The organism is Lacinutrix undariae (assembly GCF_052934785.1).
In genome coordinates, this window is record NZ_CM128809.1 from 3,208,581 (window position 1) to 3,231,823 (window position 23,243).

Annotated in this window: 18 protein-coding genes and 1 other RNA gene; 7 read left to right on the top strand and 12 right to left on the bottom strand. The window is 34.2% G+C overall.

The window, feature by feature from the left end; genetic code table 11:
- Nucleotides 1-5: 5 nt before the first annotated feature.
- The 5 genes from ACU4C5_RS14495 to ACU4C5_RS14515 all read left to right on the top strand — a co-directional run bounded on the left by ACU4C5_RS14495 (nt 6) and on the right by ACU4C5_RS14515 (nt 5,285).
- Nucleotides 6-1,154 (top strand): MFS transporter, encoded by a 1,149-nt coding sequence (locus ACU4C5_RS14495; RefSeq protein ID WP_446844928.1) that lies wholly within the window; start codon nt 6-8, stop codon nt 1,152-1,154.
- Nucleotides 1,155-1,159: 5 nt separating this feature from the next.
- A complete protein-coding gene (locus ACU4C5_RS14500) occupies nt 1,160-1,921 on the top strand; it encodes a DUF4405 domain-containing protein (protein WP_446844929.1) in 762 nt (253 codons plus the stop codon).
- A 25-nt stretch (nt 1,922-1,946) separates the two neighbouring features.
- A complete protein-coding gene (locus ACU4C5_RS14505; protein WP_446844930.1) occupies nt 1,947-2,651 on the top strand; it encodes a siderophore-interacting protein in 705 nt (234 codons plus the stop codon).
- A gap of 85 nt (nt 2,652-2,736) precedes the next feature.
- Entirely contained in the window at nt 2,737-3,570 is an 834-nt protein-coding gene (locus tag ACU4C5_RS14510) for a helix-turn-helix domain-containing protein (protein WP_446844931.1), read from the top strand.
- Between the two features lie 212 nt (nt 3,571-3,782).
- The gene (locus ACU4C5_RS14515; RefSeq protein ID WP_446844932.1) at nt 3,783-5,285 is read left to right on the top strand and encodes an aldehyde dehydrogenase family protein; all 1,503 of its coding nucleotides are present in this window, start codon (nt 3,783-3,785) and stop codon (nt 5,283-5,285) included.
- Nucleotides 5,286-5,391: 106 nt separating this feature from the next.
- Here the strand turns inward: ACU4C5_RS14515 and ACU4C5_RS14520 are convergent, their stop codons facing one another.
- Both ACU4C5_RS14520 and katG read right to left on the bottom strand, forming a co-directional pair.
- Nucleotides 5,392-5,865 (bottom strand): ankyrin repeat domain-containing protein, encoded by a 474-nt coding sequence (locus ACU4C5_RS14520; protein ID WP_446844933.1) that lies wholly within the window; start codon nt 5,863-5,865, stop codon nt 5,392-5,394.
- Between the two features lie 72 nt (nt 5,866-5,937).
- On the bottom strand, nt 5,938-8,112 hold the full coding sequence (katG, locus tag ACU4C5_RS14525; protein WP_446844934.1) for a catalase/peroxidase HPI: 2,175 nt from the start codon (nt 8,110-8,112) through the stop codon (nt 5,938-5,940).
- Nucleotides 8,113-8,341: 229 nt separating this feature from the next.
- Between katG and ACU4C5_RS14530 the strand changes: the two genes are divergently transcribed.
- Nucleotides 8,342-8,584: a putative signal transducing protein gene (locus ACU4C5_RS14530; RefSeq protein WP_446844935.1), complete on the top strand. Its 243-nt coding sequence runs from the start codon at nt 8,342-8,344 to the stop codon at nt 8,582-8,584.
- Nucleotides 8,585-8,712: 128 nt separating this feature from the next.
- Here ACU4C5_RS14530 and ACU4C5_RS14535 read toward each other — a convergent pair whose 3' ends face one another.
- The 7 genes from ACU4C5_RS14535 to ACU4C5_RS14565 form a co-directional block, all read right to left on the bottom strand.
- On the bottom strand, nt 8,713-11,616 hold the full coding sequence (locus ACU4C5_RS14535) for a type I restriction endonuclease subunit R (RefSeq protein ID WP_446844936.1): 2,904 nt from the start codon (nt 11,614-11,616) through the stop codon (nt 8,713-8,715).
- An 88-nt stretch (nt 11,617-11,704) separates the two neighbouring features.
- Nucleotides 11,705-13,000 carry a PDDEXK-like family protein gene (locus ACU4C5_RS14540; RefSeq protein WP_446844937.1) on the bottom strand — a complete coding sequence of 432 codons (1,296 nt, stop codon included), beginning with the start codon at nt 12,998-13,000 and terminating at the stop codon, nt 11,705-11,707.
- A gap of 113 nt (nt 13,001-13,113) precedes the next feature.
- Nucleotides 13,114-13,413, bottom strand: coding sequence for a GIY-YIG nuclease family protein (locus ACU4C5_RS14545; RefSeq protein WP_446844938.1), 300 nt, complete (start codon nt 13,411-13,413; stop codon nt 13,114-13,116).
- A 495-nt stretch (nt 13,414-13,908) separates the two neighbouring features.
- On the bottom strand, nt 13,909-15,102 hold the full coding sequence (locus tag ACU4C5_RS14550; protein ID WP_446844939.1) for a restriction endonuclease subunit S: 1,194 nt from the start codon (nt 15,100-15,102) through the stop codon (nt 13,909-13,911).
- A 125-nt stretch (nt 15,103-15,227) separates the two neighbouring features.
- Entirely contained in the window at nt 15,228-16,799 is a 1,572-nt protein-coding gene (locus ACU4C5_RS14555) for a type I restriction-modification system subunit M (RefSeq protein WP_446844940.1), read from the bottom strand.
- Nucleotides 16,800-17,037: 238 nt separating this feature from the next.
- Nucleotides 17,038-17,787, bottom strand: coding sequence for a hypothetical protein (locus ACU4C5_RS14560; protein WP_446844941.1), 750 nt, complete (start codon nt 17,785-17,787; stop codon nt 17,038-17,040).
- Between the two features lie 309 nt (nt 17,788-18,096).
- Complete coding sequence (locus tag ACU4C5_RS14565) at nt 18,097-19,722, bottom strand: ABC-F family ATP-binding cassette domain-containing protein (protein WP_446844942.1); 1,626 nt, start codon at nt 19,720-19,722, stop codon at nt 18,097-18,099.
- 280 nt (nt 19,723-20,002) lie between these two features.
- On the opposite strand from ACU4C5_RS14565, the gene ACU4C5_RS14570 reads away from it, so the two are divergent.
- On the top strand, nt 20,003-21,424 hold the full coding sequence (locus ACU4C5_RS14570) for a TlpA family protein disulfide reductase (protein ID WP_446844943.1): 1,422 nt from the start codon (nt 20,003-20,005) through the stop codon (nt 21,422-21,424).
- 75 nt (nt 21,425-21,499) lie between these two features.
- Here the strand turns inward: ACU4C5_RS14570 and fsa are convergent, their stop codons facing one another.
- From fsa to ffs, 3 genes are all read right to left on the bottom strand, one after another.
- On the bottom strand, nt 21,500-22,153 hold the full coding sequence (gene fsa / locus ACU4C5_RS14575; RefSeq protein ID WP_446844944.1) for a fructose-6-phosphate aldolase: 654 nt from the start codon (nt 22,151-22,153) through the stop codon (nt 21,500-21,502).
- A gap of 40 nt (nt 22,154-22,193) precedes the next feature.
- The gene (locus tag ACU4C5_RS14580; RefSeq protein WP_446844945.1) at nt 22,194-22,997 is read right to left on the bottom strand and encodes an SDR family oxidoreductase; all 804 of its coding nucleotides are present in this window, start codon (nt 22,995-22,997) and stop codon (nt 22,194-22,196) included.
- Between the two features lie 108 nt (nt 22,998-23,105).
- Nucleotides 23,106-23,204: signal recognition particle sRNA small type (gene ffs / locus ACU4C5_RS14585), an RNA gene on the bottom strand.
- Between the last annotated feature and the right edge of the window lie 39 nt (nt 23,205-23,243).

Genomic DNA, 23,243 nt, shown 5'->3' on the forward strand with positions numbered 1-23,243 from the left:
TGAAAATGACTACTAAAAAATCCCTAGAAATTACATTACTATTAGCCAGCATGCTTACCATGCTAGCCAATGCAATTATTGCACCATCATTACCTGCAATAAGCAACGCCTTTAGCCATATTGCCAATGTGGAGACCTTAACAAAACTGATGCTTACGCTACCAGCACTTACCATTGCCATCATCTCTCCTATTACTGGAAAATTTATTGATAAATATGGGCGTATTAAAATACTAATCGCCGCTCTAATTATTTTCACGTTTGCCGGAACCTCTGGGTATTGGCTAAATGACTTATATCTTATACTAGTTGGTCGTGTTGTTTTAGGTATTGGCGTCGCCGGAATTATGACCACGTCCACAACCTTGGTAGGCGATTATTTTGAAGGACATAAACGCGAACATTTTATGGGGTTACAAGGGGCTTTTAATGCACTTGGAGGCTTACTTTTTATTCCTGCAGCAGGCTATTTGGCAGATATAAATTGGCATTATACGTTTTTAGTGTATGGCTTTGCAGCCATCGTTGTAGTATTAGTGCCGTTTTATTTACACGAGCCTAAACACCATCATAAACACCTAGAAAATGAATCTGATGTGCACGTAAGTAACAAAGTTTGGTTGGTGTATATCAGTTCGTTTTTAACCATGCTTTTCTTTTATATCATCCCTGTGCAGCTTCCTTTTTTACTAAAATCATTTTCTGGCGTTAGTGCTAATTTAGTGGGTATCGCTATTGGTACAATGATGATATCCTTAGCAATATCAGCCATTCTTTCTAAAAAACTACGACAAAAATTAAGCTTTGCCAGTCTGTATATTGTTGGCTTTATGTTTATGGCCTTAGGGTATTTAATTATTGGACTAAGTACAAGTTATCTTATTGCGGTCGTTGGTGTTGTTGCGGTTGGTTTTGGTATTGGGGCGCTAATGCCTAATGCAAACTTATGGATCATGTCTTTAGTGCCTCTAAAACAGCGCGGAAAATACGTGGGTAAATTAACACGGTTTAATTTTTTAGGAATGTTTATGTCACCAATAGCAATTCAACCTATACAGAATGCAATAGGACTTCAAAATAGCTTTATTGCAGTAAGTGCCATTTTACTAGTACTTTCTATAATCTACTTTTTACTAATAAAATTTAAAAAATAAAACCATTGAGCAAATCAAATAAAAATTATGGAAAAATAGCTAAAGTACGTGTCCTTCTAGACCTGTTATTCTTTGTATTAATGATTTTGGTATTAATACCCCAAAGCACAGGGATTCCTATACATGAATGGCTAAGTTTTATAATTCTAATACCGTTTTTTTTACACTTACTGGTTAATTGGAAATGGATTGCGAATAACTCCAAAAAAGCATTTAAAAACGTAAAACAAAAATCTAAGTTCGATTATTTTTTTAATTGGTTTTTATACCTTTTAATGTTAGTCGTCACGGTTTCAGGGATTGTAATTTCAGAAGCTGCCTTACCCGTATTGGGAATACATTTTAAAATAAATGCCTTTTGGACAGTCACACATAATCTATCGGCTACTTTATTTATGGCCTTTTTGGGTGTGCATTTAGCGTTGCATTGGACATGGATTGTGCAATCCCTAAAAAAACTAAAGCTACTAGCCGATTTACACCACTTAAAACAAATCTTAACTATCGTTAAAAAACAACGTAAGGCATTACTACTGCTACTAGCTTTAAGTGTAATCCTGTCTTTAGGGATTTGGTGGATTGAATACTCAAATTGGGCACAACAAATCACTTTAAATTCGACTAAAAACACCACTGAAAATGCTCAAAAACCAACACCATCTTGGTTGCTTTATGTACTACCGTTAGTAAAAGTTACCGTATTTATTACCATTCCAGCTTTACTAATCGGTCTAGTTATTACAATTAAAAAGAAATTTAAAAAATAAAATTATGGTACTATTAGAAACAATAATGAAGACAATAATGGACAAAGGCGTAATTACATCCAAAACAAAGTATAACGCTAGTGTTTATAAAATAGATATTACTAGTGATGCGGTAAAAACTATGGACTTTATACCGGGGTGTTTTATAAGATTAGGCGTAGGAATTGGGCAAAATACCAGCTCCAAAAAAGATATGGTAAGAAGCTATTCTATTTGGGATATTAATAAAGAGACAAACACCATTAGTTTGGCAATAGCGACACATAGCAATGGTATTGGTGCCTCTTGGGTAAAAAATTGTACAGTTGGAGATACCGTGTATTACAAGACCAAAAAAGGGAAGTTTACGGTGGATCAAACGGCAGATAGTTACCTAATGATTGGCGATTTATCGGCAGTATCACACCTGTATATGATAAATAGATACCTAACGGAAGATAAACAGGTAGAAAGTATTATTTATAACAAGGATTTGAAGGAATTGTATGCCGATATCGATAACAAAAAGCCATTTGATTTTTATGACTTCGAACCAAACAATTCAGAAAAAATCATTGCACATATTGAAAAAATAGCACCTAAACTTAACGGAAAAAGTATGGTATACATCGCTGGAGATAGCCGTGTCTGTATTGCACTTAACAAATACTTTAAAAACGACTTAGGCTGGGACAGCAAACAAATTAAAACCAAACCATTTTGGAATCCTGAAAAAACAGGTTTGGAATAAAACAAGTTAATACAATCGGAAGCTTGGGTTTAAAATAACTAACTTTGCCAATCGGTATTAAAAATAAGTCCAAAAAACACTATAAATGGCCATAGAGAACATTCCTGAAATTTTTATTGGTAACACGGCCAAAAGCAAAGACATTTTTGTGTACGACTTTAAAATGACCAGCGATGTGGTTAAAAGTAAGGTGAACTTAAGCATGAATATGTTTAGTTTTTTGCAAGTGGGTAAAAAGCAAGTCCATTTTGCAAACACCTCTAAAGCGGTAAATAGCGAGCAATCATTATTATTGAAAAAAGGAAACTGGCTTTGGACCGAGTTGCTAGACACCGAAGCGATTTACTATTGCAAACTCTTCTTTTTTTCTGAAAAGAAACTTACCGATTTTTTAAGTAAATACACCAAAAACGTAAAGCCCTACCAAGAAAAGGTACCTTATTTTGTAATAGAAAACGATGCCTATATGGCGTCGTTTATAAGTTCGTTATCTTCCATCACTTTTGAAGATTCTCCGTATTGCGATGCGATGCTAGCGCTTAAATTTGACGAAATACTATTGTACTTACTAGACAAATATGGTAGTGAGTTTGAGCATTATCTACACGCCTTAATCTCAAAAGAGGTGTCGCCTTTTAAAAACATTGTCGAAGACCACGTGCACTCTAACTTAAAATTAGAAGAAATCGCCTTTTTATGCAACATGAGTTTGTCTACGTTTAAAAGACATTTTACTGCAGAATATAAAGAAGCACCTGGAAAATGGTTAAAAGATAAGCGTTTGCAAAAAGCAAAAGAGTTACTTCAAGGTGGCGATTTAAAAGCGTCTGATATCTATTTAGAAGTCGGTTATAACAACCTGTCTAACTTTAGTGTGGCATTTAAAAACAAATTCGGAATTAGTCCAACCGAAATTTAAATATCTCTATTTTATTTCAAATTACTAAAAATCAATGTTTTAATAATTGATTAAGATTTAATCAACACTGGTTTTAATTATTTGGACTGTTTTCATAAGTTATTGAACCATATCAATAAATACAAAGCCTCTCTTCCATTATACATTTGTACCATAATTAAAACGCTTGATATTTCAGGCTAATCATAAAAATTAAATACAGATATATAATTATGGCAAATGTAACGAAACCCGAATTTAAAGAAAAGTATGGAAACTTTATTGGAGGAAAATTTGTAGACCCAGTAAAAGGGCAATATTTTGAAAACAGATCTCCTGTAGATGGTAAAGTCTTTACACAAGCAGCACGATCAACACAAGAAGATATCGATCTTGCTTTAGATGCAGCACACGAAGCGTTTCCTGCTTGGAGCAACTCTTCAGCAACAGAACGTAGTAATATGTTATTAAAAATTGCTCAGGTTATGGAAGATAACTTAGAGTATTTAGCAACTTTAGAAACCATTGATAATGGGAAACCAATCCGTGAGTCTCTTGCAGCAGATATCCCTTACTGTATTGATCACTTCCGTTATTTCGCAGGTGTTATTCGTGCAGATGAAGGTAGTATTTCAGAACACGATAAAGACACCGTAAGCATCGTATTACACGAAGCTGTTGGTGTGGTTGGTGAGATTATCCCATGGAACTTCCCAATGTTAATGTTAGCTTGGAAAATTGCGCCAGCATTAGCTGCCGGTTGTACAGCAGTTGTAAAACCAGCAGAACAAACACCTACAAGTGTAATGATGTTAATGGAACTTATTGGTGATATTTTACCAGCAGGGGTATTAAATATTGTAACTGGTTTTGGTAAAGAAGCTGGTGCAGCATTAGCAACATCTAAACGTATTGCTAAATTATCTTTTACAGGATCTACAGAAACAGGACGTACGGTATTACATAATGCAGCCGAAAATATTATTCCTGTAACTATGGAATTAGGTGGTAAATCTCCAAACATTTTCTTCCCATCTGTAGCAGCTCAAGACGATGAGTTTTTTAGTAAAGCTATTGAAGGGGCTTTAATGTTTGCTTTAAATCAAGGTGAAATTTGTACGTCTCCGTCTCGTATTTTAGTACACGAAGATATTGCAGATCGTTTTGTTGAAAAAATGCAGGAACGTTTAAAATTAGTTAAACCAGGAAACCCATTAGATCCAGAAACAATGATTGGTTCTCAGGTATCTAAAGCGCAATACGAAAAAATATTAAACTATATTAAAATTGGTATTGAAGAAGGTGCTGCTGTTTTAGCTGGTGGTGAAGCTGGTAACTATGAAGGTGAATTAGCCGAAGGTTACTACGTACAACCAACCGTTTTAAAAGGAGATAACAAAATGAGAGTGTTCCAAGAAGAAATTTTCGGACCTGTTGTAGCCTTAACAACGTTTAAAACTACGGAAGAAGCAATCGCTATAGCAAATGACACACCTTACGGTTTAGGTGCTGGTGTGTGGTCTAGAGATGCTCACGAATTATACCAAGTACCACGTGCTATTCAAGCAGGTAGAGTTTGGGTAAACCAATACAATACCTATCCTGCTCACGCACCATTTGGTGGAGTTAAGGAATCTGGTTTTGGTCGTGAAAACCATAAAATGGCTTTAGATCATTACCGTGTTGTAAAAAATATGTTAATCTCTTATGACAAAAAACCAATGGGCTTCTTTTAATTAAGAAACAACTATATATTTTTATATAAAACCTCAGACTGGTCTGGGGTTTTATTATTTTATTTTAATACAACTATTCAACTATTCTAGAAAATGCTTAAACTACTTATTTTAAAAGCGTAACAATCTCGCCAAAATCCTTAGCTTTTGCATAATCCAAAGCTGTTTTACCGTCGTTATCTTTAATAGTAGTATCAGCATGGTGTTCTAATAACAATTTTACACTATCAACTTTATTGTATTGCGTTGCAAAGGTTAATGCTGTTGTTCCATTGTTATTTATTGCATTTAAATCGGCACCATTTTCAATTAAATACTTAGCAAGTGCCACGTTACCTTTAAAGCTAACACCAATTAAAGCGGTGTTTCCAGACGCGTCTTTAGCATTAATAGGGGCATTATGTGCGACTAAAATTTTGGTTGCAACTTCGTTATCAAAATAGGTAGCAAAAATTAATGGTGTAAATCCGCGAGCATCTTTAGCCGCGACAAGAGCTGGGTTAATACATAATAAAGCATCTAAACGGTCTTTATCTTCTACACGAATCGCTTCAAAAAAAACATCGGTATCTTTTTTCATCTTCTAAAATTTTTCAATAAAAAAGGAATGGATTTTTAAAACCCACTCCTTTACATTATATGTTAGTACTAATTATTTTATATCAAAACGATTCGCGTTCATCACTTTAGTCCAAGCGGCAACAAAATCGGTTACAAATCGTTCTTTACTATCATCTTGTGCATATAGTTCTGAATAGGCACGTAAAATAGAGTTAGATCCAAAAACTAAATCTACACGAGTGGCTGTATATTTAACAGCACCTGTTTTACGGTTTGTAATGTTGTAAATACCGTTATCTTGAGATTTCCATTCGTAAATCATATCAGTAAGGTTTACAAAGAAATCGTTAGTTAAAGCACCTTCGTTTTCTGTAAATACACCATGTTTAGTTCCTCCAAAGTTGGTTCCCATAACACGCATACCTCCTACTAATACTGTCATTTCTGCAGCAGTTAATCCAAGTAATTGTGTTTTATCTAGTAACATCTCTTCAGGGCTAACTACATATTCTTTTTTCTGGTAGTTTCTATAACCATCTGCAAGTGGCTCCATAGATTCAAAAGAGTCTACATCTGTCATCTCTTGCGTAGCATCTCCTCTACCTGGAGCAAAAGGAACACTCACATGCATACCGGCATTTTCAATGGCTTTTTCTACACCAACATTACCAGCTAATACAATAGTATCAGCAACGCTAATTCCAAATTCAGTTGCAATAGGCTCTAAAACAGATAATACGTTTTCTAATTGCGCAGGTTCGTTACCTTCCCATGTATTTTGAGGTGCTAAACGGATACGTGCGCCATTTGCTCCACCCCTAAAATCTGAACCTCTATACGTTCTTGCACTATCCCAAGCGGTAGACACTAATGCTGAAATACTTAAATCTGTATTGGCAATTTTAGCTTTTACAGCTGCAACATCATAATCTTTAGTTCCTTTTGGAATAGGATCTTGCCAAATTAAATCTTCTTGTGGGACATCTGGTCCAAACCAACGGTCTTTTGGTCCCATATCACGATGTGTTAACTTAAACCAAGCACGAGCAAAGGCATCTGAAAACGCATCAAAATCGTCTTTAAATTTTAAGGATATCTCGTTATAAATAGGGTCCATTCTCATGGCCATATCTGCATCGGTCATCATTGGATTTAGTTTTGTTGTTAAATCCTCAACATCTACAGGCATATCTTCTTCCTTAATACTTACAGGTTCCCACTGTGTAGCGCCTGCAGGACTTTTACGTAATTCCCACTCATGGTTATATAACATTTCAAAAAAACCATTGTCCCATTTAGTAGGATGCGTGGTCCAAGCGCCTTCTATTCCACTAGTAACCGTATATCTTCCTTTTCCTGATTTATTGGGGTTAGACCACCCTAAACCTTGCGCATCTACATCTGCACTTTCTGGATCTGGACCTAAAATACTTGCATCACCATTTCCGTGTGCTTTACCAACGGTATGTCCTCCTGCGGTTAAAGCCACTGTTTCTTCATCATTCATCGCCATACGCTTGAATGTTTCTCTAATTTGTAATGCGGTTTTTAAAGGGTCTGATTTACCATTAACACCTTCTGGGTTCACGTAAATTAATCCCATTTGTACAGCTGCTAATGGATTTTCCATAGTATCTGGCTTATCAACATTACTGTAACGCTCATCACTTGGTGCTAACCATTCTTTTTCAGCACCCCAATACACATCTTTTTCTGGATGCCAAATATCTGTACGTCCAAAGGCAAAACCATAAGTTTTTAATCCCATGTTTTCATAAGCAATAGTTCCGGCAAGAATAATTAAATCTGCCCAACTTATTGTATTACCGTATTTTTTTTTGATTGGCCACAATAAACGTCTTGCCTTATCTAAACTAACATTATCTGGCCAAGAGTTTAATGGCGCAAAACGTTGGTTTCCAGTTCCACCACCACCACGACCATCTGCTAATCTGTACGATCCTGCAGCATGCCACGCCATTCTAATCATTAATCCACCATAGTGTCCCCAATCTGCAGGCCACCAATCTTGACTATCGGTCATAAACTCATGAACATCCTTTTTTAAAGCAGCAACATCTAATTTTTTTAATGCGTCGTGATAATCAAAATCTGCTCCTAATGGGTTGGTTTTAGAATCCTGTTGATGTAAAATATCTAAATTTAAGGTGTTAGGCCACCAATCTGTTACTGATTTTTCGGTAGTCGTAATTGCGCCTTGCATAAAAGGGCATTTGCCAATATCGCCGTCCATATTATGTTCCATAGTTTCTTTGTGTTATATATTGTTAATGTGTGGTCTCTTATTTTTTATAAAATTACATATTAATACGCTTAATATTAAATCTATAGATTTTATTAAACTATATTTTAATAGTTAAAAACTATTATTAATTAAAAACTCATAGAAAACACTAATCAAACAATTAACTTATCATGTTGTAAAATGTCCTAAAAAAATTGTAAATTATACTATTCAATTAATATATAAGCCTATGAATACTTCTGAATATACAAAAATTTATGATGGTAACTTTATTTTAGTGACTAGAGTAAAAGACGAACTACAAGATGTTGGTATTATTCCAATTATTAAAGACGAAAGTGAATCGCAACGCTTAGGGGGTTACGCGTCAATGAACCAAGGATTTCAAGAACTCTTTGTGCATAATGATGAACTCACCAAAGCGCTAGAAATTGTGGCTAGAGTGAAAGTTGAAATGGATGCGAATGCATAACCTAAAATAAGATCAAAAAAAGTGCTGACATTTTAAATATCAGCACTTTTTAAGTATAACAAAAATGATTAAGCTGTAACCGCATACATTTTTTTACGTAATTATTAAAAGCAGTACAGTGTTTTTAATTACCCAACCATTCCATTAACAAACACTTGCACAAACTCTTTCATTTTATCTAAAATTCGCTCACCTATTTCTCTTGCTTTTAAAATACTTGGTCTATTGTCTAAGCATTTAAAAATATCATCGCGTAAGGGTTCTCTGCCATAGTCTGTGTAACTTTCTATTAAGGCTTTAAACTGTTTTTGGTCCAAGTGTTCTTCTTCGCACATCTTAGATAATGCTAATATTTTTTCTTCGTGCCAGAAGCGTTCAAACTCATCTTGAATATTATCTACATCACTAATATGTGGTAAATTTTCTTCTATAAATTTTTCAATAAGTTCCCGTTTACTTCTTAACTCTACATCTCCAGACAGCATATCTATTATTGCTTTTTTCTGTGCTTTGGCATCAACCGATTTAGCGTCTTTTAATTTTGCTAAAAGCTGTAAAATATAGGCCACGTTTATTTGATCGCGATGGATGAGCTCTAACTCAAAATCGATATCGTTAAGTACCGAAGTTTTATCTACTTTACTTTCTTTTTTTACTTTATCGCTTAAGCTCCAATAGCGATCTATATATTCCTTAAAAGTTTCTTCATCTATAGATAAATCGTCCCAATTAAAATCGGTGTACGATTTCAATACATTAATAGTTCTTAAAACCCTTCTAAAAGCTTGAACAAAATTCAGCTCTTCATTTTCATCTTTAAGCGTTTCTATATCTTCAAAAGTTGGTGTTATTTTAAATAAATGCTCTATAGCATCATCTAATTTACCTGCCACCACTTCGTAATCTGGTAAAATAATATCTTCTATGGCTTCCTTATTAGAAAATAAGGTAATAGCCTCATCTGTTGCTCCTTTTAAGTTTCTAAAACATAGAATATTTCCCTGAGATTTTACATCTCCAATAATTCTATTGGTTCTAGAAAAAGCTTGAATTAAACCATGATATTGTAAATTTTTGTCCACATACAAAGTGTTTACTTTTTTAGCATCAAAACCTGTCAACATCATGTTTACCACAATCACAATATCTAAACGATCTTTATCTAAAGCGGTTGTTTTTTCGCGTTCTTTTAAACGTTTTGTGATGTCTTTAAAATAGTTTTCAAAAAGCTTTTGATCTTTTGTAGAAAAAGCTTGCGTGTACATTTTATTATAATCTTCAATGTACTCGTCTAGCTTTTCTCTAGTATGATGTTCTTTATTATATGTAGCATTTGGTTCTGCTGCGTAGCGTATTTTTTCTTCTTCTGTAGATGGTAAGGCATCGTCTGCTCCAACTCCATCTTCGTTTGTACCATAAGTAAATATGGTAGCAATACGTAAATCATGCTCTCCTGCTAGTTTTTTACGTTTAAAAATATCGTAATATTTAATAAGCGTATCAATATCGTTAACTGCAAATAGCGCAGAAAACTTACGGCTAAAGGTTTTTGTATCGTGATAGGCAATTATATAATCAGCAATTTTCTCTAAACGTTTTGGATCTGCAAACACCTCAGCTTTATCAATTGCTGCGACATCAATGTCTATAAACGTGTTACTTTTTTGTTTATATCTACCAATGTATTCTATACCAAATTTTAATACATTATCGTCGCGTATAGCATCTGTTATTACGTATTTGTGTAGACATTTACCAAATAAATCTTTAGTGGTTCGTTTTCCTAAGTCGTTTTTAGAGGCATTTTTTGCAAAAATTGGGGTTCCTGTAAAACCAAAGAGTTGGCTATTTCTAAAATACTTGGTTATTTCATTATGTGTTTTACCAAATTGACTGCGATGGCACTCATCAAAAATAAAAACCACACGCTTGTTTTCTAAAGCTGTAAAACTCTTATTGTAGTTAGCTTTTGTTATGGCGTTGTTTAACTTTTGTATGGTAGTAACCACCAGTTTAGATTCGTCTTTTAACTGATCAACTAATTTTTTTGTATTTGTTGTACCTGTAACACTATCTTTTTTAAAGCTATTAAACTCCGTCATGGTTTGGTAATCTAAATCTTTACGATCGACTACAAAAACAACCTTATCTACATTTGGTAAATCCATTATAATTTGGCTTGCCTTAAATGAGGTTAAGGTTTTACCAGAACCTGTAGTATGCCAAATATAACCGTTAGCCGCAACTGAATCTGCTGTATCTGTTTGTTGTTTGGCTTTGTTTACTAAGGCTTCTACCGCATAAAATTGATAGGGACGCAACACCATTAACACCTTATACGTTTCGTTATAAACAACATATTGCGCTATCATTTTTCCCAAATGGTTTGGGTTTAAAAACAAGTTTGTAAAGCTTTTTAGGTCTTTTACATTTTTATTATTTACATCGCTCCAATAATAGGATTGCTTTATAGATTGGGCTTTATTATTTACAAAATATTGAGTTTCTAAATCGTTACTGATGGCAAATATTTGTACGTATTGAAATAATCCATAATTACTATCAAAAGAATGCCTTTGATACCTATTAATTTGATTAAAAGCTTCTTTTATTTCAAGACCTCTTCGCTTCAACTCTATTTGCACTAACGGCAAACCGTTTACTAATAACGTAACATCGTAACGGTTTTTATAAGTGCCTTCTTGGGTAATTTGATTGGTAACCTGAAACAGATTACTTGCATAATCCTCACTATTAAAAAAGCGTACATAAAAACTATCGCCGTTTTCTCTGGTAATATTAAAACGATCGCGAAGTGTTTTTGCTTTTTCAAACACATTACCTTTTGCTAAATGGTTTAAAACGGTTTCAAATTCTTTAGTAGAAAAAGAAGTTTTATTAAACGCTTCTAGCTGTGTTTTTAAATTAGATAGCAACGCATCACCATCTGGTATGGTAACACTTTGGTAGCCTAAACCTACTAATTGTGTAATTAGGTTATGTTCTAGTTGTGCTTCAGATTGTTTTGACATAGTTTGTTATTTACTGTCATTGCTTTTTTACCGTCATTGCGAGGTGAAACGACGCGGCAAACTCAAGCAATCTGTTTGTTTTTTTTGTTTAATCTACTTTAATTATTTTTTCAACAGGAATTTTATTGTCCGTTAATAAAACATACTTATTTGTATCTTTTATAAAAGCAACAATTTGAGTAACTACATAGCTTACTAAGCTTTCATATACATCAGGTTTACTATCGTATAAAATTCGTAATAAATTTTTAGAATTCAAATGAAGATTATTATCATCTGTCATTGTTTTAAGTGCTTTATAATGTTGCCAAAAATCATTTAATTTATTAGGCGTAGGTAAGCTTTCGCATTTAGCTCCATTATAGCCAAACAACCCAACAAACATTGCTCCGTTATTATTACCTCTACCACTAAACGACTCTACACCATAACTATAAGGAATCTCTTTACGGTTTTTATAAAAAATCCATAATTGAGAATAACTTTGATCAATTGGTTTCCCCACTTCCACATGAAACAATTCGGGGTTTAATACTTCTTCTAATCTTGCTTTTAATTCTTTCCTGAAATTTTCTCGTATGGTATTTAATACATTCTGATAATTATCGGCAATATATTGCGCTTCCTCTAAATGCTCAACAATAATAGCGTTAAGTGGTTCTTGCTGTTCTTTATTCAAAATATGCGTTAGTTTTTTTATTAATAAAATGTACTGATTAATAGTTTCCCGTAACCCAGTAAAGTTTGGCACTTCTTTTAAGCATAACTCTAACCATTTAATAATATCGTCTCTATAACTTAAGTTAAAAAAGTCCGCACCAGATTTTAATTTTAAACAACTATCTGCTTTTGGGTCTTCTCCCTTTAAGGTTAAGTAATACACTGTGTTTTTATCGGATTTATGATTGTAATACCGTTGTATTTGTGCTTCTTGATCCTCTGCATGAATTTTATTTTCAATGCTAATTATATTACCTTTTTTATCTTTTAAATATATGTCTATTCGTCCTCCTGTAGCTTTGCTTTTATCTTCTCCTTCTTTATTGTACAATTTAACGGGACCAATATTTTTTTCTACTTTTACAGAAGCTCTTTCTATATTAAAACATCTATCTTCTTCTTCCTTAAATTGTTTATTATGCTGAATAACATCCATAAACAACTTCAAAAAAACATTCCCCATTTTATGAGAACCTTTAGGATTTAATAATTCGGAAAGAAAAGCAGAATGTGTTTTATTTTCTTTAGTTTCTATACCTAAAACCGAAAACATATTAAAGTGTTCTCCTTTAGCTATGGTTAACGCTTCATTATGTTTTAAAATTATTTTAGTGTCTTTCAACACTTTTTTAACGTCTTTAATTTCAACTCTTCCTGTTTCCATTTTCATATTTTAAATCATTGCGAGAGCCTGTTGCGAGGAACGAAGCAAACTCGACGCGGCAAACAGAAGCAATCTGCTTAATGCTAATCCTTCACTTCATAAGACTACTTCAGTCATACTTCCCTCTCAATGACAGCATACAAATCCAACCACTCTGGATTAATACTTTCTATTAATGCTATTTTTTTTGCTCTACTACCTGCTTTTAATTGTTTTTCTCTACCAATAGCATCGCCAATCATTTGATGTGCTTCATAATACACCAATTTGTTTAAATTATATCTTGCCGAAAAAGACTTTTTATCGTGTTTTTCCTTATGCTGAATGATACGTTGTTTTAAATAAGCCGTTACACCAACGTATAGTGTGGTGTTATTTTTATTGGTTAATATGTATACATATCCTGGTTTCATTCTATTCTGTCATTGCGAGCGCTTCTCTTTACGTCATTGCGAGGCACGAAGCAATCTGTTTCTCCTGCCGTCATTGCGAGCGCTTCTCTTTACGTCATTGCGAGGCACGAAGCAATCTGTTTCTCCTGCCGTCATTGCGAGGCTTTTGCCGAAGCAATCTCTTACGTCATTGCAAACGCTCCTCCTTCCGTCATTGCAAACGCTTCTCTTTACGTCATTGCGAGGACGTAGGACGAAGCAATCTGTTTAATGTTAATTCTCCTCCTTCCGTCATTGCAAACGCTTCTCTTTACGTCATTGCGAGGACGTAAAGAGAAGCAATCTGTTTAATGTTAATTCTACTCCTGCCGTCATTGCAAACGCTTCTCTTTACGTCATTGCGAGGACGTAGGACGAAGCAATCTGTTTAATGTTAATTCTACTCCTGCCGTCATTGCGAGGCCTTTTGCCGAAGCAATCTGTTTCTCGCAATGACGCACACAAGACAATAACATACTAAACAAACAACTGCTGCAACAAGCCTTTTTTAAACGCTTGCGTGTTACTAATTTGTGTGTTTACCGCTTCTATTTTTAAATCTATAGCACTTAAATAATTGGCTATTTTTTGTTGTTCTTCGAAACAAGGAACATTAAACTTTAATGATTTTAATTGACCTCCTGTAATTAGAGGTTGGCCAGAACCAAATATTAATCTATTCAAATTATAAAAATCTAAAAAGAAATATATAAATTTTGAATATGTATTATCATCACAAATTACAACTAAAGTATTATCCGAAACTCCAAATTTATCATCTACAACATTGATAGTTCCTGCATTAGCTCCAACTCTTGCAATAAGAATAAAGAAACCATTATGTGAAAAATCATCACATTTACCAATTATACCTGTTGAACCATATAACGGAAAGGAACCGTTATCACTTGATTTACTTTTTCCTGACTTAATACTAGCGCAAACCTCCCCCAACTTCTTCTCTTCCCAATCCGCAAAAGCCTCACCATTTTCATCTTTAAAACGTAGTTGTTGGCTAAACAGTTGTTGCATAACGCCTTTTTTGTACTGCTCTAAATGTTCTTTTTTGGTGTTTAGTTGCTGTATTTTGGTGTCTACTGCGGTTAGGAAATTGGCTATTTTTTGTTGTTCTTTTATGGATGCTTTATAAATTGGTATAGAATTACAATTATCCTTATTCATATAAGGAACAGCTGTTTTGGTTGCTACTTTATCAATATGCTTAGCTTGAGTGCAAATAGAATACATTATAAATCGGTGGTCAACTTTTTGACTAGGAAGAAAAGCGTGCAGTTGTTGATTAATAACTAATTCGACTCCTGCAATTGCGACTAGCCCCAAATCACCAACACAAGAAATAATTACAGAGTCCTTTGGAACAATTTTAGATCCTACATTTTTTGCTTCTTCCTTACTTATACCTAAACCACTTTTTGAATAATAAATATAACTACTATGTTCAATATCTGGTGTTGTAATCCAAGCGATATTACCTTCAAATTTTTTAGGCTTGTTTCTGCCAGGAACTATACAATCACATAGTTCTCCTACTTTATATTTTTCCCACTCACCTTCAAATTCTTTAAAGCGTAGTTTGGGTACTAGAGGAAGAGATTGCTTCGCTCGTTCCTCACTCGCAATGACTGTTGGTTTGTTGTTTTCTATCGCCATTATAGGTTTGTTTTGTTTGCGTGAGGGATAGCAGTGGAAATCCTTTTTGAGAGGCACGAACAAAAAGATTGCAACGTATAGCCCGACCCTTGGGGCACGCCCAAATTGTTAGTATTTGTCATGGCTCAAAACGGTGTTTCTATGTTTAACTGTTTGCAAAAGTCGGCTATGGTGGCATCGGTTTTTGCTATGTCTGTTTCTAAGGTTTTTAGGTCTTTGGCTACGGTTGTTAAATTTATAGGTTCTTCTTCTTCAAAAGTATCTACATAACGTGGTATGTTTAGGTTGTAGTCGTTGTCGCGTACTTCGGCTATTGTGGCTACGTAGCTGTATTTGTCTTTGGTTGTTCTGGTACGGTAGGTGTCTATTATAGTGTCTAGATGTTGGTCTAACAGTACATTTTGGGTTTTAACTTTCTCGAAATGTTGGCTGGCGTCTATAAATAGGATGTCTTTGGTTTGTGCTCTGTCCTTTTTTAACACTAAAATACAGGTTGGTATGCTGGTGCCATAAAATATGTTTGCTGGTAGGCCAATTACGGCGTCTAGGTAGTTTTTATCTTCTATTAAAAACTTACGTATGTGTCCTTCGGCTGCGCCACGAAACAATACACCGTGTGGTAGTACGCATGCCATGGTTCCGTTATCGTCTAATTGATGCACCATGTGTTGCACAAAGGCAAAATCGGCTTTAGATTTTGGTGCTAGTTTACCGTATGCCGAAAACCTATCGTCGCTCATAAACAATGGGCTTGCGCTCCAGTTTGCCGAGAATGGTGGGTTGGCTACTATGGCCTCGAACCGTTTGTCTATATGGTTTGGACTTGGGTTGACTAGGGTGTCCTCATTATAAATATCGAATTGTTTGTAGTGTACGTTGTGCATGATCATGTTCATGCGACACAGGTTATAGGTGGTTGGGTTGCTTTCTTGCCCAAAAAATTCGCCTACGTCTTCTACTTCTTTGGATACGCGTAATAGTAAGGATCCTGAGCCACAGGTAGGATCGTAAACCGATTTTAGTTTGGTTTTATTGGTGGTGACTAGTTTGGCTAGTATTTTTGAGACTTGCTGTGGGGTGTAAAACTCACCTGCTTTTTTTCCTGCGCCTGAGGCGAATTGCCCAATGAGGTACTCATAAGCGTCACCAAGGATGTCGCTTTCGGTATTTTCTACATCAAAATCTATGGTTTCTAAATGGGTGAGTACTTTTACGATGAGTTCGTTTTTGGCGTCTTCGGTTTTTCCTAGTTTACTACTTGTTAGGTCTAAGTCTTCAAAGAGGTTACCAAAATCGTCTTCGCTTTCGCTACCCATGGTGCTTTGCTCTATGCTGGTGAGCACGTTTGCTAAATCGCCTAGTATAAAGTTGTTTTTGTTGCCCGAGTTACCGCGTTTTGCTAGCTCGCTGAAGAGTTCGCTTGGTTTTAGAAAATAACCTAGTTTGTCTAAAGCTTCAAAACGGATGGCTTCTAGTAGTGCTTCGGCTTCTTCATGACTTTCTACGGTGTCGTAACTTAAACCGTCTGGTTTTAGAATGACGTTGGCGTAGTTTTTCATTTTACGGCTTAGGTATTTGTAAAATATAAAGCCTAGTATATAATCTCTAAAATCGTCGGCGTCCATATTACCACGTAAGTCGTTGGCAATATTCCACAAGGTTTGTTTTAGTTGTTGTTGTTTTTGGTCTTCAGACATGTAAAAACTATTCGTTAAATTTAGTTATAAAACCCTAATAATAAAGGCCTTAATTTTTGTTAGGAATATCAATTATTAGGGAGAGTTTAAATATAAACCCTTTTTTAAAAAAGGCATTGAGAAATCTTAAATATTTAGTGTCTGTACAACCAATAGTCTTCTAAAATTAGAGTGCCAATTACCAAACATTATAATTACAACCGTCCTTAACCAAAAAAGCAAATACGACTCAAAAACATCACAACACCTCCAAAACCTCAATACCTACACTGTTTTCAGATTGCAAGACATACAATACACCTGCAATCTCTTGGTAATAACGTACGCCTACAACGGCCATTAAAACACCTGTACCGCTAGGTAAACTATTGGGTACAAATGTTAAACTACTACCTGTAGCGCTACGACTCAATAGTTGCACATCGGCCATATGCAAATCAAAAACTAAAGTCTCAAAATTAAAGTCCAAAACACCATACTGTATAGCTATATGTGTAGCACCTTTTATAAAAACTGCATTAGCAATAGCAATCTCACTAATAGTACAAGCATACGTTTGCCAATCTATAGCATAAGTAAAAGGCATCACCATACGAGGTATACAATTTGGAGTATAACAAAATTTCACCAACTGCGCTTTTCCCATAGGGCTTGCAACACCTTTATGCACACAACGTGCGCCTCTTACACTTTCTGTATCTAAAGTTTTTAGGCCGGTAAATAAACGCATTAACCGACTGTGGAAAAAAGTGAACTTATACTGTAAATAAAACGGACGTAAAGCCTGCCTAAACATTTTATTAACCCGAGAGCAAGCTCCAAACTCACTACCATTTTCCCTTACACGTTGCATACTCTTTTTACGCTTTATGGCATCGCCATTAAAACCGCCTCCCGCCATACGTGCCACAGGTTTTCCATTTAAATAATAAAAATTAACGCCGCCAATAGTACCTACTAATGGTATAATGCCTTTTTGCTTTGCCATACAACTATAGTTTACTGTGTTACAACACATAACACCCCTAAATATAATCATTTTATTCTTAAGGTTATAGCGTGGTTATAGCATAGTTATAAGAAGCTTATAACGTATTATAGTTATACAAAACACATACAAGACACGGCAACTAATAACAATATGGCAACACCATAAAGAAGTATATCACACCTTACATCACGAATAATAACACATCCTAAACGGCGCAATAATTAACAGTTTTAAGCAAAAACAAGAGCAAAAAAAAAGTGCTGATATTTAAAAATATCAGCACTTTTCTATTATAATAAAAAATGATTATGCGTTAACCGCATACATTTTTTCACGTTGTTCTTTAATTTTTTTGTCGCTCATATATTCATCAAACGTCATATATCTATCTATAATTCCGCTTGGTGTTAATTCAATAACTCTATTGGCTACAGTTTGAGAAAACTCATGATCATGAGTGGTAAACAACACAGTACCTTTAAAGTTTTTTAACGAATTATTAAAAGCAGTAATACTCTCTAAGTCTAAGTGATTGGTTGGTTCATCTAACATTAATACGTTAGCTCTCACCATCATCATTCTACTTAACATACAACGTACTTTTTCTCCTCCAGATAATACTTTTGAAGTTTTTAAAGCTTCTTCACCACTAAAAATCATTTTTCCTAAGAAACCTCTAATATAAACTTCTTCACGTTCTTCTTCTGTAGTGGCCCATTGGCGTAACCAATCAACAAGAGTAAGGTTGTTGTTAAAGTACTCACTGTTATCTAATGGTAAGTAAGATTGAGATGTAGTAACACCCCATGCTACTTTACCAGCATCAGCTTCTTCTTTTCCGTTAATAATTTGATAAAATGCAGTGGTTGCTCTAGAGTCTTTAGAGTAAACTACAATTTTATCACCTTTATTAAGATTAATATCAATGTCTTTAAATAAAACCTCTCCATCAATTGATGCGGCTAAACCTTCAATATTTAATATTTGATCTCCTGCTTCTCTATCGCGTTCAAAAATAATTGCTGGATATCTACGACTAGAGCGTTTGATATCGGCAATATTTAATTTTTCAATCATTTTCTTTCTACTCGTTGCTTGTTTAGACTTGGCAACATTGGCAGAGAAACGACGAATAAATTCTTCTAATTCTTTTTTCTTCTCTTCTGCTTTCTTGTTTTGTTGTGCATGTTGTCTTGCTGCTAATTGAGAAGACTCGTACCAAAACGTATAGTTTCCTGAGAAGTGATTAATTTTTCCGAAGTCAATATCAGAAATATGTGTACAAACAGAATCTAAAAAGTGTCTATCGTGAGAAACCACAATTACACATCTGTCGTAATTTGCTAAAAAGTGCTCTAACCAAGAAATAGTTTCGTAATCCAAATCATTGGTAGGCTCATCCATAATAAGTACATCTGGAGATCCAAAAAGGGCTTGTGCTAATAACACTCGTACTTTTTGTTTACCATCCAAATCTTTCATTAAGGTGTAATGATACTCTTCTTTTATACCTAAGTTAGAAAGCATGGCGGCAGCATCACTATCGGCATTCCATCCGTTCATTTCTTCAAATTGAACTTGAAGTTCTCCTATTTTTTCGGCATTCTCATCGGTATAGTCTGCATAAAGCGCATCAATTTGACTTTTCAAATTAAATAACGGCTTATTTCCCATAATAATGGTTTCTAAAACCGTGTGCTCATCATATAAATTATGATCTTGTTCTAAAACCGACATACGTTTTCCGGCCTCTAAGGTCACGTGTCCTGAGGTTGGATCCATTTTCCCTGCCAAAATCTTTAAAAACGTAGATTTTCCTGCTCCGTTGGCACCTATAATTCCATAACAGTTACCTTGGTTAAACGCGGTGTTTACTTCATCAAAAAGTATACGCTTTCCAAATTGAACTGAAAGATTAGAAACTGATAACATATGTATTGTATTTTTAAGTACTCAGATATTTTTAAAATATAACCTAAAACGGTCTTTATAAGCTTGTTTCCTATTAATTTTACTCCTCGACATAAAATTTTTTACAAGATTGCTGCAAAAGTAGAAAAATCAATTCACAAGACGAAACATCTCCGTCTTATTTTAGCCAACATATTGACTATAAAGCGGACTAATTATAAGTTTTAACAACGCCTTAACAAGAGTTATTGTTTGCAAACTCTATTTTTGTTTGAAACGCACATTATCCCACGTTATACTTATGAAGTTGTATACTTTAACAATAATTGCCTCTTTATGTTTTGTAGGTTGTAAAAACAACAGCAATACCGCTGAAACCTACACCTATTTTGGAGGTGAGATTATTAACCCAAAAAACAATCACATTACCCTATCTAATCCTGAAACAGGAACAGATACCATTACCCTAGATCAGCACAATCGTTTTTACACGAAAATTACCAATGTAAAACCAGGGATATATTCGTTTACTCATGGTGGCGAACACCAATTAGTGTTATTAGAGGATCATGATAGTTTATTCTTGCGGTTAAACACCATTGACTTTGATGAGTCACTAGTATTTACAGGGATTGGATCTAAAAAAAACAACTACCTTATTAAAACGTTTTTGGAAAATGAAACCGAAAACAACAATATCAAAACCTTATGCCTCTTAGAACCCGAAGCTTTAGAAGTGTATTTGGATTCTAGTAAGATAGCTAAACAAAAAGATCTAAATAAATTTTTGGAGCGCAAACCGTCTTCAGAGTTATTTAAATCTATTGCTGAAGTAAATATTAATTATAACAACTACTACTACAAGGAGGCTTATCCGTTTTTTTACTTCGGAAATACAAAACTTGTACATTATAAAGATTTACCTGAAGGTTTTTACAACTATCGAAAAAATATAAATTATAACCTAGATTATTTAAACGAATACGGCATTTATAACCGCTTCTTGTTTGCGCATTTTAATAATTTAGCCTTAAAAGAATATTACCAAAATGCAAAACACCATCATATTGTATTTAACAGACAGTCTTTAAAATACAATCTTGCTAAACTGAAGCTTATAGATAGCTTGGTATCTGATACAACCATAAAAGACTACCTATTAAAACATACTACTAAAGATTTTATTTACAATAGTAGAAATAAAGTGCAAACAAATCTTGTTTATAAATCCTACTTAAAAAAGAGTAAAAACAAGCAAGACATTGCTGAGATTAATGATTTACTAGAAAAATTAAGTAATCTAGAACCTGGTAAACACATCCCTAATGTAATGCTGACTAATTATAAAGGCGAACAAACTGAAGTGCGTAGTTTAATTACAAAACCTACTATTTTATTCTTTTGGTCTTCAAATTACGAATTGATTAACCGTAACAGTCATCACAGAGCTAAAAAACTTAAAGCTAAATATCCTAATATAGATTTTATTTCAATCAATATAAACGATAACGATAATGCCTATTGGAAACGTAAATTAAAACGTTCTAAATTTGCCACAGAGAATGAGTTTCAGTTTAAAAACATGCATGAGTCTATTGATGTTTTAGCCATTAACTCTGTATACACAGTAATTCTGGTGGATGAAAACAATAAAATTATCTCCTCTAACTCTAGTATGTTTAGTCCAGAGTTTGAAAGACAAATACAATTCTTAACACGATAACAGTAAATTATAAAACAATAAAAAAGCGTCTAATTAACATTAGACGCTTTTTGTATATAAATAGGTGACTATTATCTAGTTTCCTTTTTTGTAGTCTTCTAAAAATTTAGCTAAACCAATATCAGTTAATGGGTGTTTTAATAATCCAGTGATAGAACTTAATGGTCCTGTCATTACATCTGCACCAAGTTTAGCACAGTCAATAACGTGCATGGTATGACGTACAGAAGCGGCTAAAATTTCAGTTTCAAAACCGTAGTTATCATAAATCATTCTTATTTCAGCAATAAGATTTAATCCATCTGTAGAGATATCATCCAAACGTCCAATAAAAGGAGATACAAAAGTTGCTCCTGCTTTGGCTGCTAATAAAGCTTGTCCTGCAGAAAACACTAATGTTAAGTTTGTTTTAATACCCTTATCGCTAAAGTATTTACAAGCTTTAATACCATCTTTTATCATTGGTAATTTTACAACAATCTGCTCGTGTAACTCTGCAAGAGCTTCTCCTTCTCTTACCATACCTTCAAAATCGGTAGCAATAACCTCAGCACTTACATCACCATCAACAATATTACAAATAGCAACGTAGTGCTTCATAATATTATCTACACCAGTAATACCTTCTTTTGCCATTAAAGACGGGTTGGTAGTTACACCATCTAATATACCTAATTCTTGTGCTTCTTTAATTTGCTCTAAATTAGCTGTATCAATAAAAAATTTCATGTGTTATTATTTTAAGTTGTGTTTAAAAAGTTGCGTAAAATTACAATTTATAATGATTAAGCAGTAGTTTTTCATAAACTTTATCTGGCAAAATTCGTTTTAAAACGATAGAGAATTTTTGCATAAACTCTCCTACTTTATAATGTACTTTTGGATTTTTGGTATTTATAATTTTATACACTGCTTTCGCCATTAATAAAGGATCTTTCCCTTCATCAACATGGGCGTCCATTAATTTTAATGTATTCCCGTAAGGGATTTTGTAAGGCGATTGCTCTTGTATTGGTGCATGAAAACGTCCGGCAGCAATATTAGTTGCAAAATCTCCCGGAGCAACATTAGTCATTTGAATATTAAAATCTTTAATCTCCATTCTAAAGGCTTCGGTAACCAACTCCAAAGCTCCTTTACTTGCACTATAAATTCCGCGATAGGGTAAACCCATATATCCCGCAATTGAAGTGACGTTTAAAATTAAACCTGCATTTTGTATACGCATTTGCGGTAATACCGCTTTAATAACGTTTATAGGACCAAATAAATTGGTTTCAAAATTACGCTTAATCTCTGCATCGGGGATTTCTTCAATAGGTCCCGTTATTCCTGCGCCAGCATTATTTATAACAATATCAATACGCCCTGCGGTATCTACTATCGTTTTTACTGCAGCATTAATAGTGTCAATTTTAGCAACGTCTAAAGCGACTAATGCAAATTTACTTTGTGTATAACGTTCTGGATTTCTACTAGTACCAAAAACGGTATAGCCTTTTTCGGTTAAAAATTCGCCAATAGATTTTCCTATTCCAGAAGATCCGCCTGTGATTAAAACGACTTTAGACATAAAAAATAATTTGAAATGTTATATAGTTTGAAACTTGAAATAAGTTTTGAATTGAATGATTTTGAAAGCTCAAAATTACAATAAAAAAAGGAAAGTATTGGACACAAAAAAAGGCAAGCTACCTACATCACACCGCTACAACCATTTACCTTTGCTGCGTTCCCGCCCTGGAGGATTCAACAGGAGCTAGTTGTGTAGGACTTGCCGAGTGCAAAGGTACACATATTTATTTGTTACGCAATGATT

Excerpts from the sequence above, each read along its gene's own strand:
- ACU4C5_RS14515 (WP_446844932.1), top strand. The coding sequence starts at position 3,783 with ATGGCAAATGTAACGAAACCCGAATTTAAAGAAAAGTATGGAAACTTT.
- ACU4C5_RS14570 (WP_446844943.1), top strand. The coding sequence starts at position 20,003 with ATGAAGTTGTATACTTTAACAATAATTGCCTCTTTATGTTTTGTAGGT.
- ACU4C5_RS14550 (WP_446844939.1), bottom strand. The coding sequence starts at position 15,102 with ATGGCGATAGAAAACAACAAACCAACAGTCATTGCGAGTGAGGAACGA.
- ACU4C5_RS14545 (WP_446844938.1), bottom strand. The coding sequence starts at position 13,413 with ATGAAACCAGGATATGTATACATATTAACCAATAAAAATAACACCACA.
- ACU4C5_RS14540 (WP_446844937.1), bottom strand. The coding sequence starts at position 13,000 with ATGGAAACAGGAAGAGTTGAAATTAAAGACGTTAAAAAAGTGTTGAAA.
- ACU4C5_RS14505 (WP_446844930.1), top strand. The coding sequence starts at position 1,947 with ATGAAGACAATAATGGACAAAGGCGTAATTACATCCAAAACAAAGTAT.
- fsa (WP_446844944.1), bottom strand. The coding sequence starts at position 22,153 with ATGAAATTTTTTATTGATACAGCTAATTTAGAGCAAATTAAAGAAGCA.
- ACU4C5_RS14555 (WP_446844940.1), bottom strand. The coding sequence starts at position 16,799 with ATGTCTGAAGACCAAAAACAACAACAACTAAAACAAACCTTGTGGAAT.
- ACU4C5_RS14510 (WP_446844931.1), top strand. The coding sequence starts at position 2,737 with ATGGCCATAGAGAACATTCCTGAAATTTTTATTGGTAACACGGCCAAA.
- ACU4C5_RS14560 (WP_446844941.1), bottom strand. The coding sequence starts at position 17,787 with ATGGCAAAGCAAAAAGGCATTATACCATTAGTAGGTACTATTGGCGGC.
- ACU4C5_RS14580 (WP_446844945.1), bottom strand. The coding sequence starts at position 22,997 with ATGTCTAAAGTCGTTTTAATCACAGGCGGATCTTCTGGAATAGGAAAA.
- ACU4C5_RS14535 (WP_446844936.1), bottom strand. The coding sequence starts at position 11,616 with ATGTCAAAACAATCTGAAGCACAACTAGAACATAACCTAATTACACAA.
- katG (WP_446844934.1), bottom strand. The coding sequence starts at position 8,112 with ATGGAACATAATATGGACGGCGATATTGGCAAATGCCCTTTTATGCAA.
- ACU4C5_RS14565 (WP_446844942.1), bottom strand. The coding sequence starts at position 19,722 with ATGTTATCAGTTTCTAATCTTTCAGTTCAATTTGGAAAGCGTATACTT.
- ACU4C5_RS14495 (WP_446844928.1), top strand. The coding sequence starts at position 6 with ATGACTACTAAAAAATCCCTAGAAATTACATTACTATTAGCCAGCATG.
- ACU4C5_RS14530 (WP_446844935.1), top strand. The coding sequence starts at position 8,342 with ATGAATACTTCTGAATATACAAAAATTTATGATGGTAACTTTATTTTA.
- ACU4C5_RS14520 (WP_446844933.1), bottom strand. The coding sequence starts at position 5,865 with ATGAAAAAAGATACCGATGTTTTTTTTGAAGCGATTCGTGTAGAAGAT.